Annotated in this window: 13 protein-coding genes; 1 reads left to right on the top strand and 12 read right to left on the bottom strand. The window is 63.6% G+C overall.

From position 1 onward, the window contains the following. Positions 1 to 61: 61 nt before the first annotated feature. From AAEU42_RS01485 to lpdD, 9 genes are all read right to left on the bottom strand, one after another. Positions 62 to 1,099: a TAXI family TRAP transporter solute-binding subunit gene (locus AAEU42_RS01485; protein WP_342231746.1), complete on the bottom strand. Its 1,038-nt coding sequence runs from the start codon at positions 1,097 to 1,099 to the stop codon at positions 62 to 64. A 36-nt stretch (positions 1,100 to 1,135) separates the two neighbouring features. Next, the gene (locus AAEU42_RS01480; protein WP_342231745.1) at positions 1,136 to 2,158 is read right to left on the bottom strand and encodes a TAXI family TRAP transporter solute-binding subunit; all 1,023 of its coding nucleotides are present in this window, start codon (positions 2,156 to 2,158) and stop codon (positions 1,136 to 1,138) included. 29 nt (positions 2,159 to 2,187) lie between these two features. Beyond that, a complete protein-coding gene (locus AAEU42_RS01475; RefSeq protein WP_342231744.1) occupies positions 2,188 to 4,146 on the bottom strand; it encodes a TRAP transporter permease in 1,959 nt (652 codons plus the stop codon). Between the two features lie 56 nt (positions 4,147 to 4,202). After that, entirely contained in the window at positions 4,203 to 4,868 is a 666-nt protein-coding gene (locus AAEU42_RS01470) for an RraA family protein (protein WP_342231743.1), read from the bottom strand. A 17-nt stretch (positions 4,869 to 4,885) separates the two neighbouring features. Next, positions 4,886 to 6,511, bottom strand: a complete 1,626-nt coding sequence (locus tag AAEU42_RS01465) for an FAD-binding protein (RefSeq protein ID WP_342231742.1) — start codon at positions 6,509 to 6,511, stop codon at positions 4,886 to 4,888. Between the two features lie 30 nt (positions 6,512 to 6,541). Continuing rightward, positions 6,542 to 7,744, bottom strand: a complete 1,203-nt coding sequence (locus AAEU42_RS01460; RefSeq protein ID WP_342231741.1) for a 4Fe-4S binding protein — start codon at positions 7,742 to 7,744, stop codon at positions 6,542 to 6,544. Positions 7,745 to 8,067: 323 nt separating this feature from the next. Then, positions 8,068 to 8,730 carry a GntR family transcriptional regulator gene (locus AAEU42_RS01455; protein ID WP_342231740.1) on the bottom strand — a complete coding sequence of 221 codons (663 nt, stop codon included), beginning with the start codon at positions 8,728 to 8,730 and terminating at the stop codon, positions 8,068 to 8,070. Positions 8,731 to 8,766: 36 nt separating this feature from the next. After that, positions 8,767 to 9,348, bottom strand: a complete 582-nt coding sequence (locus AAEU42_RS01450; RefSeq protein WP_342231739.1) for a UbiX family flavin prenyltransferase — start codon at positions 9,346 to 9,348, stop codon at positions 8,767 to 8,769. Beyond that, on the bottom strand, positions 9,348 to 9,704 hold the full coding sequence (lpdD, locus tag AAEU42_RS01445; RefSeq protein WP_342231738.1) for a prenylated flavin chaperone LpdD: 357 nt from the start codon (positions 9,702 to 9,704) through the stop codon (positions 9,348 to 9,350). The genes AAEU42_RS01450 and lpdD overlap by 1 nt, the downstream gene beginning before the upstream one ends. Before the next feature lie 214 nt (positions 9,705 to 9,918). Between lpdD and AAEU42_RS01440 the strand changes: the two genes are divergently transcribed. After that, the gene (locus AAEU42_RS01440; RefSeq protein ID WP_342231737.1) at positions 9,919 to 10,596 is read left to right on the top strand and encodes a hypothetical protein; all 678 of its coding nucleotides are present in this window, start codon (positions 9,919 to 9,921) and stop codon (positions 10,594 to 10,596) included. Between the two features lie 46 nt (positions 10,597 to 10,642). On the opposite strand, the gene AAEU42_RS01435 is transcribed toward AAEU42_RS01440, so the two are convergent. The 3 genes from AAEU42_RS01435 to AAEU42_RS01425 all read right to left on the bottom strand — a co-directional run bounded on the left by AAEU42_RS01435 (position 10,643) and on the right by AAEU42_RS01425 (position 13,166). Next, positions 10,643 to 11,269, bottom strand: a complete 627-nt coding sequence (locus AAEU42_RS01435; protein ID WP_342231986.1) for a bifunctional 4-hydroxy-2-oxoglutarate aldolase/2-dehydro-3-deoxy-phosphogluconate aldolase — start codon at positions 11,267 to 11,269, stop codon at positions 10,643 to 10,645. Positions 11,270 to 11,288: 19 nt separating this feature from the next. Further along, positions 11,289 to 12,242 carry a sugar kinase gene (locus tag AAEU42_RS01430; protein ID WP_342231736.1) on the bottom strand — a complete coding sequence of 318 codons (954 nt, stop codon included), beginning with the start codon at positions 12,240 to 12,242 and terminating at the stop codon, positions 11,289 to 11,291. A 123-nt stretch (positions 12,243 to 12,365) separates the two neighbouring features. Further along, on the bottom strand, positions 12,366 to 13,166 hold the full coding sequence (locus AAEU42_RS01425) for a gluconate 5-dehydrogenase (protein WP_342231735.1): 801 nt from the start codon (positions 13,164 to 13,166) through the stop codon (positions 12,366 to 12,368). Positions 13,167 to 13,273: the final 107 nt, after the last annotated feature.

Raw genomic sequence — 13,273 nt, 5'->3', positions numbered from 1 at the left:
GGGCGCGGAGGGCAAATGCCCGCCCGCGCCCCATGTGCGGGGTTGGGGTGCCGGACCCTTCTCAGTCCAGCAGGCCCTTTTCTCTGAAGTACTTCTCAGCGCCGGGATGCAGGGGGATGGAGGTCTGGGTGGCGGCCTTCTCCAGGGTCAGGCCCTTGGCGGAGGGCTGGGAACCCTGGATCTTCTCCAGGTTCTCATCGGTGAAGAAGAGGGCGCACAGGTCATAGACCGTATCCTCGGGCATATCGGAGCTGACGATGACCACGTTGGGGGTGCCGATGGTGAGCACGTCCTCCCCCAGGCTGTACATGTCGGCGGGAACGGTGACGGGCACGAAGTAGGTGTACTCCTCCAGAAGGGCGGCCTGCTCCTCGGCGGTGAGGGTGAGCAGGCGGAAGTCGGTCTGGCTGGCCACCAGGGTGGACACGGCGGAGGTGGGGATGCCGCCGTAGACGATGGCGGCGTCCACGTGGCCGTCGGTCATCATGGTCACGCCCTCGTCATAGCTGACGTAGGTGGGGGTGATCTCGGAGTAGGCCACGCCCTCCATCTCCAGGCAGGCGGACAGGCAGGTGATGGCGCCGCCGCCGGCAGGGCCCACGGCCACCTTTTTGCCCTTCAGGTCAGCAAAGGTATGGACGTCGGAGTTCCCGGGCAGGACCACCTGCATCACGCCCACGGACAGCCCGCCGAAGAGGCAGCTGATGTTGTCCATCTGGGCCCCCTCGTAGGGGTCGATGCCGTTCTGGGCGTTGTAGGCCAGGTAGCCGATGGTGATGGACAGCTCGCAGTCACCGTTGTTGGTGAGCTTGCAGTTCTCCACGCCGCCGCCGGTGGTCTGCACCGTGGCGGAGATGCCCAGGTCGGAGGTGGAGACGATGTCGGACATAACGGCGCCGATGGGATACCAGGCGCCGCCGGAGGCGGCGGTGCCGATGGCGATGTCGGTGACGGCGGGGGCGGGAGCCGCGGAGGCGGGGGTGGAGGGCTCGCCGCCGGCAGAGGCGGAGGGCTGGGGCTTGTCATTCCCGCAGGCGCTCAGCGCCAGGGAGAGGGTCAGGGTCAATGCGAGGAGGGCCGAGATTTTCCTGTGTTTCACAATAGACAGCTCCTTTTTCATTTCAAATTTTGGGGTTTAATCCAGTTTCAGGCCTTTTTCCTCATAGAAACGCTTGGCGCCGGGGTGCAGCGGGACAAGGGAGTCCTTGTATCCCTCGAAGTCCATGCCCGCAAGGGAGGCGTGGATGGAGTGGAGGTACTCCAGATGCTCGTAGATGGCCTTGGTGATCTGATAGACCGTCTCCTCGTCCATGTCGGAGCGGCAGACCAGGATATCCTGGACGCCCAGGGAGGTGATGTCCTCATCCAGCCCGGCATAAGTGCCGCCGGGGATGACGGCGGCGTCATAGTAGGGCAGGTCCTCCGAGATCTTTTCCAGCACCTCGGGATCCATGCTGATGATATTGATGGGGTTGGTGACCGCCACGGTGGAGATGGCCTCCAGGGGAGGCGCGCCGTGGGGGACGTTCACGTCGATACGGCCGTCGGTGAGGGCCTCGCCGCCGTCGGCGTAGGACATGTAGCTGACGTTCATGTCATCCATGTTCATATCCCAATAGGGCAGGATCTCCTCAAAAATGAGGGCTCCCCCACCGCCGGCGGGGCCGATGGAGACCCGTTTGCCCTTCAGATCGGTCATCTTGGTGATGTTCTGATTGGCCAGGGAGTTGAACTGGATGATGCTGTACTGAAGGGTGCAGATGCCCATGATGTCATAGGACTGGTCGAAGGGCTCGGTGCCCTCCAGGGCCCGCAGGCCGGAGTAGTAGTTGGTGATGCCCAGCTCGGATTCCCCGGTGCCCACCTTGATGGCGTTGGCGGTGGAGCCCTGGGAGACCACGTTGTTCACCGTCAGCCCGTCCACGTTCTGGGAGAGGACCTCCGCCAGGCCGGAGCCCACGATGTAGTAGGTCCCGCCCAGGCTGGCCGTCACCAGGGAAAAGACCTGATCTCCCGGCGCCGGTGCGGCCACCTGGGAGGGCGCTCCGGATACCTCCGGTCCGGCGGACTGTGCCGCCGGTTTGTCGCCGCAGGCGGTGAGGAACAGCATACTGCCTGCCAGCAGGATGGAGCAAGCGCGCAATTTCCCGTTTTTCATTGTGAAACCTCCTCAATGAAATCTCGCGGCTATGCCGCGGCCAGAGGTGGACTTCCATCGCCGGATTTTTTGCGCTGATACAGGTTCAGGGCCAGCCACAGCCCCAGGAAAAGCGCCGTGGCGATCAGATCGGCCAGGTTCCCGGTGTCCAGGAAGATCATGGCGCTGAACACCGCGAAGGCCAGGCGCAGGGGGAGGGCAAGATGCTTCCTGCCCAGGAAGCCGGCCACCGCGAAGGTCATGCTGACGACGGCCACCACGGAGAAGGTCACGTCGATCAACGACGGGAGAACGGGGGTCCCCACCAGCATGATGCTGGGCTTATAGACCACCAGATAGGGCACGATGTAGCCCGCCAGCCCCAGCATGAAAGCCGTCCAGCCCGTCTTCATGGGGTCGGCTCCGGCGATGCCGGCCCCGGCGTAGGCCGACAGGGCCACAGGCGGGGTGATGGTGGAGATGCAGGCGAAGAAGAAAATGAAGAAATGCGCGGCCAGGGGCGCCACGCCCAGGGAGATGAGGGCGGGACTGGTGAGCACGGAGAGGATCACGTAGGCCGCCGAGGTGGGCAGGCCCATGCCCATGATGATGGCCGCCAGCATGGTCAGCGCCAGCATGACGAGCAGATGGCCGCCGGAGAGCTGGATCAGGATGGAGGAAAAGCGCAGGCCCAGACCGGTGAGTGAGATGACCCCCGAGATGATGCCCGCGCAGGCGCAGGCGATGGCCACGGCCGAGGCGCCGTACACACCGTTGCGGATGGCCCGGACGATGCTCTTCCAGCCCATGCGGGTGTTTTTCCGGAGGGCGGCGGTGGCGATGAGGAGCAGGATGCTCCAGAACACCGACTTGCCCGGGGAGTACCCGCTCACCAGCAGGGCGATGAGGACCACCAGAGGGATCAGCATGTGGCCCCTGGCCTTCAGCGCCCCTTTGACGGAGGGGAGCTCCTCGGCCGGCAGGCCCTTGAGCCCGGTCTTTTTGGCCTCCATGTCCAGGCACAGGAAGAGGTAGAAGTAATACAGCAGGGCGGGCACGATGGCGGAGATGGCAACCACGCCGTAGGGCACGTCGCAGTTGGTGGCGATCATAAAGGCGGCCGCCCCCATGATGGGGGGCATGAACTGCCCGCCGCAGGAGGCCACCGCCTCTACCGCGCCGGCAAAATGATCCTTATACCCGCCCTTTTTCATCAGGGGAATGGTGAAGGTGCCCGTGGTGACCACGTTGGCCACCGCCGCCCCGGAGATCATGCCGAAGAGGCAGCTGCTCACCACCGAGGCCTTGGCCGGCCCGCCCCGGTACCGCCCCACCAGGCCGAAGGCCACGTCGGTGAAGAGCTCACCGCCCCCCGACTCCTGCAGGAAGGAGCCGAAGAGGATAAAGAGCACCACGTAGGAGGCCGACACGCCGATGGGCATGCCGAAGATGCCGTCGGTGCTGGCGAAGAGGGTGCGGATGACCTGGTTGAGGGTGAAATCCTTGCTGGCGAACAGTCCCGTGATGTGTCCGCCCAAAAACGCGTAGAGAAGGAACAGCAGGGAAATGATCACAAGGGGCATGCCGATGGCCCGCCGGGTCAGCTCCAGCACCAGCAGAACCAGGACCACGCCCACCACCGTATCCACCGTGTTGATGAAGCCGAAGTTGCGGGCGATGCGGTCCCAGGAGAGGAACAGGTAGATACAGCATCCCGCTGTCAGGAGCGCGCAGATGATGTCGTAGACGGGGACTTTGTCCGTGTGCCGGGACGGGTTGAACCCGTAAAGTAAAAAGCCTAAAAACCCAATGTACATCCAGTGGAACGCACGCAGCTGGATCTCAGTCATCACGCCGAAACCCGCGTTGTAAAGCTGGAACACGACCCCGATGACGCAGGCCGCCGTGGCGACCTTTTCCAGTACACCCGTCAGGTTTCGCTTGGTCACGACGGCCTGCTTCTCAGGCTCGCCGTCCGTTGTTTCTGCTTTCCTGCGGAACAATTTCATCCGTGGGGTCCTCCTTTTCTCTGCCCGCACTCCGGAGACCCGTCTACCGCGCTCTTCTATTTGAGCATTTTTTCATATTGGAAGGCGTCGTCCATTTCCGTCATGGTCTTGCCCTCCCGGATCATGGCCACCATGGCCTCCTCTTTTTGAAAGAGGGACTCGGCCTTTTCCAGGACCTCTTCCACCCGCTCGGCCGGGACCACCACCACGCCGCTCTTGTCGCCCATGATGATGTCTCCGGGGCGCACCTGCACCCCGCCGAACTGGACCATCACGTTGGTGGCCTCCTCCTGGACCCGGCCCCGGGCCGTGGCCACCACGGTGCCCCGGGCGTAGACGGAGAAGCCCACTTCCACGCACTCGTCCAGATCCCGGCAGGCGCCGTCGATGACCACGCCGGAGATCCCTTTCAGCTTGGCTCCGGTGGCCAGGACGCCGCCCCAGCAGGAGGTGTCGATCCGGCCGCCGTTGTCCACCACGATCACGTCCCCGGATTGGGCCGCGTCGATGGCCTTGACCCCCAGGTGGTACTTTCCCTTGGTCTCCCCCGCCGCCGTCATCTTCAGGGTGACGGCGGGGCCCAGGACCCTGTCCATGGTGTGCCACATGGGGCGGATGCCATAGGTGGCGCCCCGGATGCCCAGGGCGTCCATGGCGTCGGAGACATTGGTGGTGGAGAGCGCCTCAAACCTGCGGCGGCGCTCCGCGTCAAAATTGGACATAAGGTATTCCCTCTTTTCTATTCCTTGCAGAGGACCGGCTCCCCGGCGGGGCCCTTTTGATAGACCATCCTCCGCCGCCAGGCGGGGTCGGTCTCCGGGCAGTCCTCCCGGTAGTGGGTCCCCCGGCTCTCGGTCCGGGCCAGCTGCGCCGTGGCGAAGAGCCTCCCCAGGAGCAGCCGGTTGTAAAGCGGTACGGAGATGCCGGGGCGGAGGTGGGCGTCCACAAAGTCCAGGACCTTTTTCAGCCCTTCCTCCCGCCGCACCACCGTCAGCTCCCGGTAATAGAGCTCCTCGCTCTCCTTCACCAGCGAACGCTCCCAGGGGAGGACCTCCAGCTCCAGCCCCTCCAGAGCGTCCCCGGCGAAGCTGGGCCTGGCCTGGGCCGCGGCATCTGCCGCCGCCCGGCCCGCCCGGTATCCGAAGACCTGGGTGTCCGTCAGGTTGTTGCCCCCCGGCCGGTCGGAGCCGTGGACGCCGCCGGTGATCTCTCCGGCGGCGTAGAGGCCCTCCACACCGGTGAAGCCGTTCGCGTCGATGAGGATGCCGCCGTTGAAGTTCTGCACCGCCATGGTCAGCTCCAGGGGCTCGCCGGCGCAGTCGATGCCAGCCTTCAGCAGCGTGTGATAGGTGATGGGGGCCTTCTCCAGCAGCTCTTCCCTGGACACGTGGGTCACGTCGAAGAAAACGCCGCCGTTGGGGCCGCCCCGGCCCGCCGCCAACTCCTGGAACACGGCGATGTCCACGTACTTCGCGTCGGTGCGCACCGAGAAGGGGTAGGACATGGCCTTGAGCTCCAGCGCCCGTTCGGGGGTGACCCCGTCCCGGCAGTACCGGCCCAGGAATTCCTCCCCATCCCGGTTGGTCAGCTTGGGGAGGAAGCGCCACATGTGGCTGTGGATGATGAACTGGAATCCGGGCTTGGCCACAGCGGGACCGATCTGGAAAAACTCCATGTTCACAAACCGGCAGCCCGCCTCGTAGGCCATGGCCCAGCCGTCCCCGGTCTGGCTGGGGGGCGTGACGTTCACGGAGAAGATGCTCCCCGCCCCGCCGGTGGCCAGGACCACCGCCCCGGCCCGAAAGAGGGTGGGCTTTCCCCGGCAGATCCCGGCGGCGCCCGTCACCCGCCTGTTCCCGTCCTGGAGGAGCTTCACGATCTGAGTGTCCTCCAGGATGGTCACGTTGCGCTCCTGAGCCGCTGCCTTGAGGCAGACGGTGATCTGCCGCCCGGTGCTCCCGCCGCAGGTGAGGCTGCGGGCCTTGGTACAGCCGGAGAGCTTCTGCTGCTGGGGGTGGTCCCCCTCCCGGATGAACCGGACCCCCAGGTCCATCAGCTCCCCCACCCGGTCGGCCGACTCCTGGGCCAGGACCCGGCACAGCGCCGGGTCCCCCAGGCCGCCGCCGGTCTCCAGGGTGTCCATGAGGTAGACCTCCGGGTCGTCCCCGTCTTTCTCGTAGTCGAAGGGGGCGTTGATGCCCAGGGCCTCGGAGGCCACCATGTTGGTGCTGCCGCCGGCCTCAAAGCTGCCGGTGACGACCAGCATCACCTCCAGCTCGGGGTGGGCCCGTTTGGCCTCGTAGGCGGCCCGGCTGCCGGCGGCGCCGCCGCCCACCACCAGGACGTCGCAGCGTATCTCTCTCATTTCCTCACCCTCCCGGCGGTCGTTTGAAAATCAGACCCGATGCTGGGCGGAAGTCATGCTCACGGCGTTGACCGGGCAGACCTCCATGCACATGCCGCAGCCGTCGCACTTGTGCTGGTCGATGACGGCGCCGCACTTGGTGAGGGTGATGGCGTCGTAGAAGCAGCTGCGCTTGCACACACCGCACTTGGTGCACTTCTCATAATCCACCTTGCCGTACACGCCCTCGGGAGCCCGCTCCACCTCGGCGGTCTTCAGCACGTTGGGCAGGGCCATGCCGCGGATGTCGTCCAGGGAACTGTAGCCCCTGGCGTCCAGCCATTGGCTGATGTTCTCGTTCCACTTCTTGGCCACGTCGTAGCCCTGGAGCATGATGCCCACGCCGGACTGCACCAGATGGGCGCCCACCATGGTATACTTGATGATGTCGCGCCAATCCCACACGCCCAGACCGGCGATGATGGGCACGCTGAGCTTCTTGGCGGCGATGGCCACGTTCTTCAGGCCGTAGCCGATGAAGTAGGGGCCGCCCCAGCCGCCCTGGGCGCCGGGGCCCACGGGACGGGCCTGGTCGATGTCCAGATCGAAGCCGGAGAAACGGGCGGAGAGGTTGATGCACTGGGCACCGGCCTCCTGGCAGGCCAGGGCCACGCTGGACTGGTCCACGGTCTGGGGGGAGACCTTGACGCTGAAGGGCTTCTTCAGCAGCTTGGCGCAGGTGCGGACCACGTCGGCGGTCATATCCACGGCGCCGGCGCCCATCTTCACACCCATGTCGGCGGCGAAGGGGCAGGAGACGTTGAGCTCCACCCAGTCGGCGTTGGTCTCGTTGACCAGGCCCACCATCTCTTCCCACTCGTCCAGGGTGACGCCGGAGAGGCTGGCCATGACGATGCCCTTATCGCCCACGGCGTCCTTGGCTTTGTTCACGTCCTCCATGTACTCCTGATATCCGAAGTGGGAGCACTCCTCCAGGGAGTTCAGCGTGAAGGCGTGGGGCAGCTTCTCGGGGTAGCCGGGATAGTTCTTGTAGTCATAGAGCTTGAAGCGAGGACGGGGGAAGCTGCGGCCCAGACGGCCCTTCTCCCCGAACAGGGACTTGACGATCACGCCGCCGGAGCCGCCCTCGATGCCCTTTTTCACACCGATCCAATCCATGGAGGGAGACGCGGAACCCACGATCACGGGGTTGGGGAATGTGACACCGTTCACCGTAACTCTCAAATCTGCCATTTTATTTTACCTCCTTCAAATATTGACCCTTTTGCTTTAGATTGGATACCACTTGTATACAATTTTGGCTCTAAAAAATTGCTTGTAAAGTTGGATTGTCCTTTTGCCTCATTTGTATTTTCGTTGTATACAATCTTTTATGCTCAAATCATACCGTCTCATTCGACAAAAAGCAACACCTTTTTGTCTCTATTTGACAAGATTGTTGTTTCAACTAATTTCATTCCCGGCGATTTGTTCAATCCGCAAAGGATTGTTTTTTCTTTGGTACAAACAAAAAAGCAGGCGCCCCGGAGCGGGGCGCCTGTGGAAAAACGAGGCGGTCAGTAGACGACGGACTGGCTGCGGCAGACGGCCAGGGTGCTCGACTTGATGTTGCGCAGATGCAGGCGCAGGGCATCGGTGGCCGCGTCCAGATCCCTGTCGCTCAAGGCGTTCAGGATATCCAGATGTTCCTGTCTGGACTTGGACAGGCGCATGGGGGTCATGGAGGAGATGCGGCGCAGCCGCTCCAGCTGGGCCTCCAGGGTGCGGTGGAACTTCACCATGCGGGAATTTCCGGAATACTTCATAATCAGCTCATGAAGCTCCCGGTCGGAGCCGTAAAACTCCTCCTTGGTGGAGGGCTCCTCGCTCTTTTTGTCGTCCAGGTAGCGAAGCCGCCCTTCGATGTACCGCAGCTCCTCCTCCGTGATGCGGTGGATGGCCGACTTGAGGGCGGTGAGCTCAAACATCTCCCGCAGCTGGAAGATCTCCTCCACGTCCTGCACCGTCAGATTGGTCACAAAGGTGCCCCGGGAGGGAAAATGGTGGACCAGCCCCTCCGACTCCAGCTGCTTGAAGGCCTCCCGGATGGGCGTGCGGCTGATCCCCAGCTGGTCGGAGACCTCCTGTTCCACGATGACCTGCCCCGGCTTGAGCTCGTAAGACATGATGGCGTTCAGCAAATACTCATACGCCACATTTTTCAGCGCGTTTTTTGCCATATTTTCGCACCAACCTTTTCTCTCTTTCCCGCCATCCTACCGGCACTCTTCCGCCTCTCCCCACCGCCGGCCAGCGGCATGGTCCAACCCGAACTGGTCCAGCACCCGCATGACCTGGTAATCGATTAGATCGTCCACCGTCCTGGGCCGGTGGTAAAAGCTGGGCATAGGGGGCGCCACCCGGACCCCCATACGGCTGAGCTTGAGCATATTCTCCAGGTGGACGGGGCTCAGTGGGGTCTCCCGGGGGCACACCACCAGAAGGCGCCCCTCCTTGAGGGTCACCCCCGCGGCCCGGGCCACCAGGTCCTCGTCATAGCCGTTGGCGATGGCGCTCAGGGTCTTCATGCTGCACGGCAGGACCACCATACCCATGGTCCGGAAAGACCCGCTGGAGATGGCCGCCCCCAGGGCATGGGCGTCATAGCTTTTGTCCGCCAGAGCCCGCACCGCTTCCGGGGTATAGTCCGTCTCCACCCGGATGGTCTCCTCCGCCCAACGGCTGACCACCAGATGGGTCTCCACCCCCTCCATGCCCCTCAAAACCTCCAGCAGCCGGATCCCATAGATGGCCCCCGTGGCCCCGGTGAGGGCTACGACCAATCGCTTGGGCTCCATCACGCCTCCCCCCTTTCCAGCGTTTCGATCAGCCGGCCGGTCAGCCGGCGGCACAGCGTGAGCACAAGGGCAATCTCCTCCGGCGTGATCCGGTCCAGATGGATCCCGCAGCCCAAGGTGACGTTCCCCAGCTTTCCGGACCCGGCCAGCCGGCAGACCGCCTCTTGGACCACCACGCCCTCCTTATGGCCGGGAAAGACGGTGACCTGGGGCTCCTCTCCCCGGGACCAAATCCCCACCGCCCCCAGGTGGGGCCGGTCTCCGCCGTAGAGCCAGAACATCCCGTCCCCGTTCTGGAGCAGGCACCGCAGGGTGACCTTGACCCGTCCCTGCTCCTCATTCCAGGTAAACTCCATAGGCTCCTCCTGCATACCGATTGTATACTATAAGTTTATAGTATCGCTTTCCCCTTCTTTTGTCAAGATATTCCTTTCCCTTTTTCGTTGTGGAAAATGAGGGAAATCCGTGGTATAATAGCCGTAAACCTCTTTTATCCTTCCTTTATTGAAAGCACTCCCACGGGGGCCCTGCGCCTGTGGTACAACATCAGGAAAAAAGGAGCGGGCTTTTATGACCTATGAAGAACTCTACGCCGCCCAGGCCACCCTCTTTGACGCCCCTTGGCTCAAGGGCTGCTCCTTCGCCAACGAGTGGCGCAACGAATGGCGGCGGGTGCTCCGCTCCACCGCCCGGAGCCCCCAGAGCTACCCCCCCGCCCGGGACGAGGCGGTCTTTCCCCTGGAGCACACCTTTCAAGAAACCTCGGTGATTTTCCACTTTGACCAGGACAAGCTGTGGGACTGGTTCCAGCGGGACGGCAAACTGGACCAGCGGCGGGTCTTTCTCCCCCGGGAGCTGACCCGGAACATCGAGGGCAACGTGGGCATTCGGGACTCCCGGCTCACCTGGGACGACGCCCTGGAGGAGCCCACCGTCTCCCCCGACGGGAAGGAGATCTTCGTCGCCTCCCTCCCCGGCTTCCCGCCCCCTCTGCGGGTAGTCTACGGCAACCGTCGGGTGGAGGGGCGCTTTACCGGCCTCAAGAAGCGGAAGCTGCCCATCTTCCTCATCCAGGCAGACTTCGTCCCCGCCTTCCTGGGGGACTCCTTCGAGGTGGCCCTCTACCTCTTCTGGATGGATGTGTGCATCATGATGGAGAACCGGGTCAAGCTGAAGGACAAGGACCTCCAGCCCTTGCTGCACATCTTCCGGGAGACCTCCATGCTCACCATCAAGGGGCTGAAATAAGACGGCGGGATACACAAATGTGTATCCCGCCGTCTTTTTCTGTGGTTCAGCGCACGGAGTCCCTCAGCTGGGCGGCCTCCCGGGCTAGCTTTTCGATCTCGTCGAATTTCCCGGCCTCCAGAAGGTCCATGGGCACGATCCAGGTGCCGCCGCAGCACAGGACGTTCTTCTGGGTCAGATAGTCCTTGGCGTTGCCGGGCTTCACCCCGCCGGTGGGCATGAACTTCATGCCCGCGTAGGGCCCCGCCATGGCCTTGAGCATATTGACGCCCCCCACCACCTCGGCGGGGAACAGCTTCACCAGCTCCAGGCCCTCCCGCATACACGCCTCCACCTCGGAGGGGGTTGCGGTGCCGGGGATGACGGGCACGCCGTGCTGGATGCTCCAGCGCACCGTCTCCAGGTTGAGCCCCGGGCTGATAACGGCCTTGGACCCGGCCTCCACCGCCTGCTGGGCGGTCTCGGGGGTCAGGACGGTGCCGGCACAGACGAACATCTCGGGCACCGCCTCGGCGATGGCCCGGATGGACCCGGCGGCAGCCTCAGAGCGGAAGGTGATCTCCGCCGCGGGCAGACCGCCGTTGGCCAGAGCTCTGGCCAGGGGGACGGCGTGCTCCACACAGTCCATCTTGATGACGGGCACGATGCCCACCTTGTAGAGAATTTCCTGCATCTCCACGGAAATCACTCCCTTATTTCTGCTTGTTTTCCGCCATGAACTTCTCGAGCTCCTCCCGGGTGGGAAGGCCCTCGTTGTCGCTGACGTGCATGATTTGGATGGTGCCGATGGCGCTGCCCCGGCGGACCGCCTCCTCCAGGGAGAGGCCCTCCATCAGCGCGCTCTCCACGCCGGCGGCGAAGCCGTCCCCCGCCCCCACCGTGTCCACAATCTTCTTGGGGGGATAGGCCGGGGTGTGGAAGGAGCCGTCCTTGGTGAAGGTCTCGGCCCCGTCGGCGCCGGTCTTGACGATGACGGTCTTGGCGCCCAGGTCCAGATAGAACCTGCCGATAACCTGGGGGTCCTTGCTGCCGCAGAGGGTCAGGCCCTCGTTCTCCCCGGGGAGAACGTAGTCGGCCAGGGCGGCCATCTTGTTGATTTCCTCCACCATCTTCTCCTTACTGGGCCACAGCTGGGGCCGCAGGTTGGGGTCATAGAAGATGGGGATGCCCGCCTTCCGCGCCTCGGCCATCAGGTAGTAGGTGGTGGCCAGGGCGGTCTCGGAGGTGGCGGGGAGGATGCCGCTCAAATGGATGGCGTCCCACTGCTTCAGGTCCACGTCCTTCACGTCCTCGGGGGAGATGGTGGAGGCGGCGGACCCGGCCCGGAAATAGTAGATGTCCGGGTCGCCCTCGCTGGTCTTGCTCTTGAGCATGAAGCCGGTGCGGTGGGCGGGGTCGATCTGGGTCAGGGCGGTGTCGATGCCGTTTTCATTCATGCAGTTGATGATCTGGCGGCCGAAAGGGTCCTCCCCCACCTTGGTGAGGTAGCCCGCCTTGTGGCCCAGCCTCGTCAGGCCCACGGCCACGTTGAACTCGGCTCCTGCCACGGAGGTGGAGAAGTGCTTGACCTTCTCCAGCTTGGCCTCCTCCTGGGCGATGAAGAGGCCCATGGGCTCCCCCACCGTCAAAATGCGTTTAGAAATCATTCCGATCCACTCCTTGGTTCCAATGCACCTTCCGTCACCGGGCACCAACGTCCGTTCCAGGACACGCCGCCGAGGCGATACGGAAGTTTCTTTTGCTTCCTTTTCTTTTCAAAGAAAAGGAAGTTAGGGCTGCTTGCCGATGTAGGCCAGGATGCCGCCGTCCACGTAGAGGACGTGGCCGTTGACGAAGTCGGAGGCCTCGGAGGCCAGGAACACGGCGGGACCCATCAGGTCGTCGGTGGTGCCCCAGCGGGCGGCGGGGGTCTTGGCGATGATGAACTGGTCGAAGGGGTGGCGGCTGCCGTCGGGCTGACGCTCCCGGAGGGGGGCGGTCTGGGGGGTGGCGATGTAGCCGGGGCCGATGCCGTTGCACTGGATGTTAGCCTCGCCGTACTCGGAGCAGATGTTCCGGGTGAGCATCTTCAGCCCGCCCTTGGCGGCGGCGTAGGCGGAGACGGTCTCCCGGCCCAGCTCGCTCATCATGGAGCAGATGTTGATGATCTTACCCGCGCCCTTCTTCAGCATGCCGGGGATGACGGCCTTGGAGACGATGAAGGGGGCGTTCAGGTCCACGTCGATGACCTTGCGGAACTCGTCGGCGGACATCTCCAGCATGGGGATGCGCTTGATGATGCCGGCGTTGTTCACCAGGATGTCGATAACGCCGACCTCCTTCTCGATCTGGGCCACCATGGCCTGGACCGCCGCCTCGTCGGTGACGTCGCAGACGTAGCCGTGGGCGGGGATGCCCGCCTCCTTGTAGGCGGCCATGCCCTTCTGCATCAGCTCTTCGTTGATGTCGTTGAAAACGATGGTGGCGCCCATGGAGGCGTAGGCGGAAGCGATGGCGAAGCCGATGCCGTAGGAGGCGCCGGTGATGAGGGCGACCTTGCCGTCCAGGCGGAAACTCTTGTCAGTGATCATATTGCATTTCCTTTCGTTACCGGGCACAAAGGCGCGCGATAGCAGCTCCCTCGTGTTCTATGGAAGTTCTTTTGCCTACTTTTCCCTCAAGGGACATACTCCACTAC

It is taken from the genome of Pseudoflavonifractor phocaeensis, assembly GCF_038439875.1.
Classification (GTDB): domain Bacteria; phylum Bacillota; class Clostridia; order Oscillospirales; family Oscillospiraceae; genus Vermiculatibacterium.
Note: the sequence above shows the minus strand (reverse complement) of the source record. Positions and strands in the feature narration are given on the sequence as shown.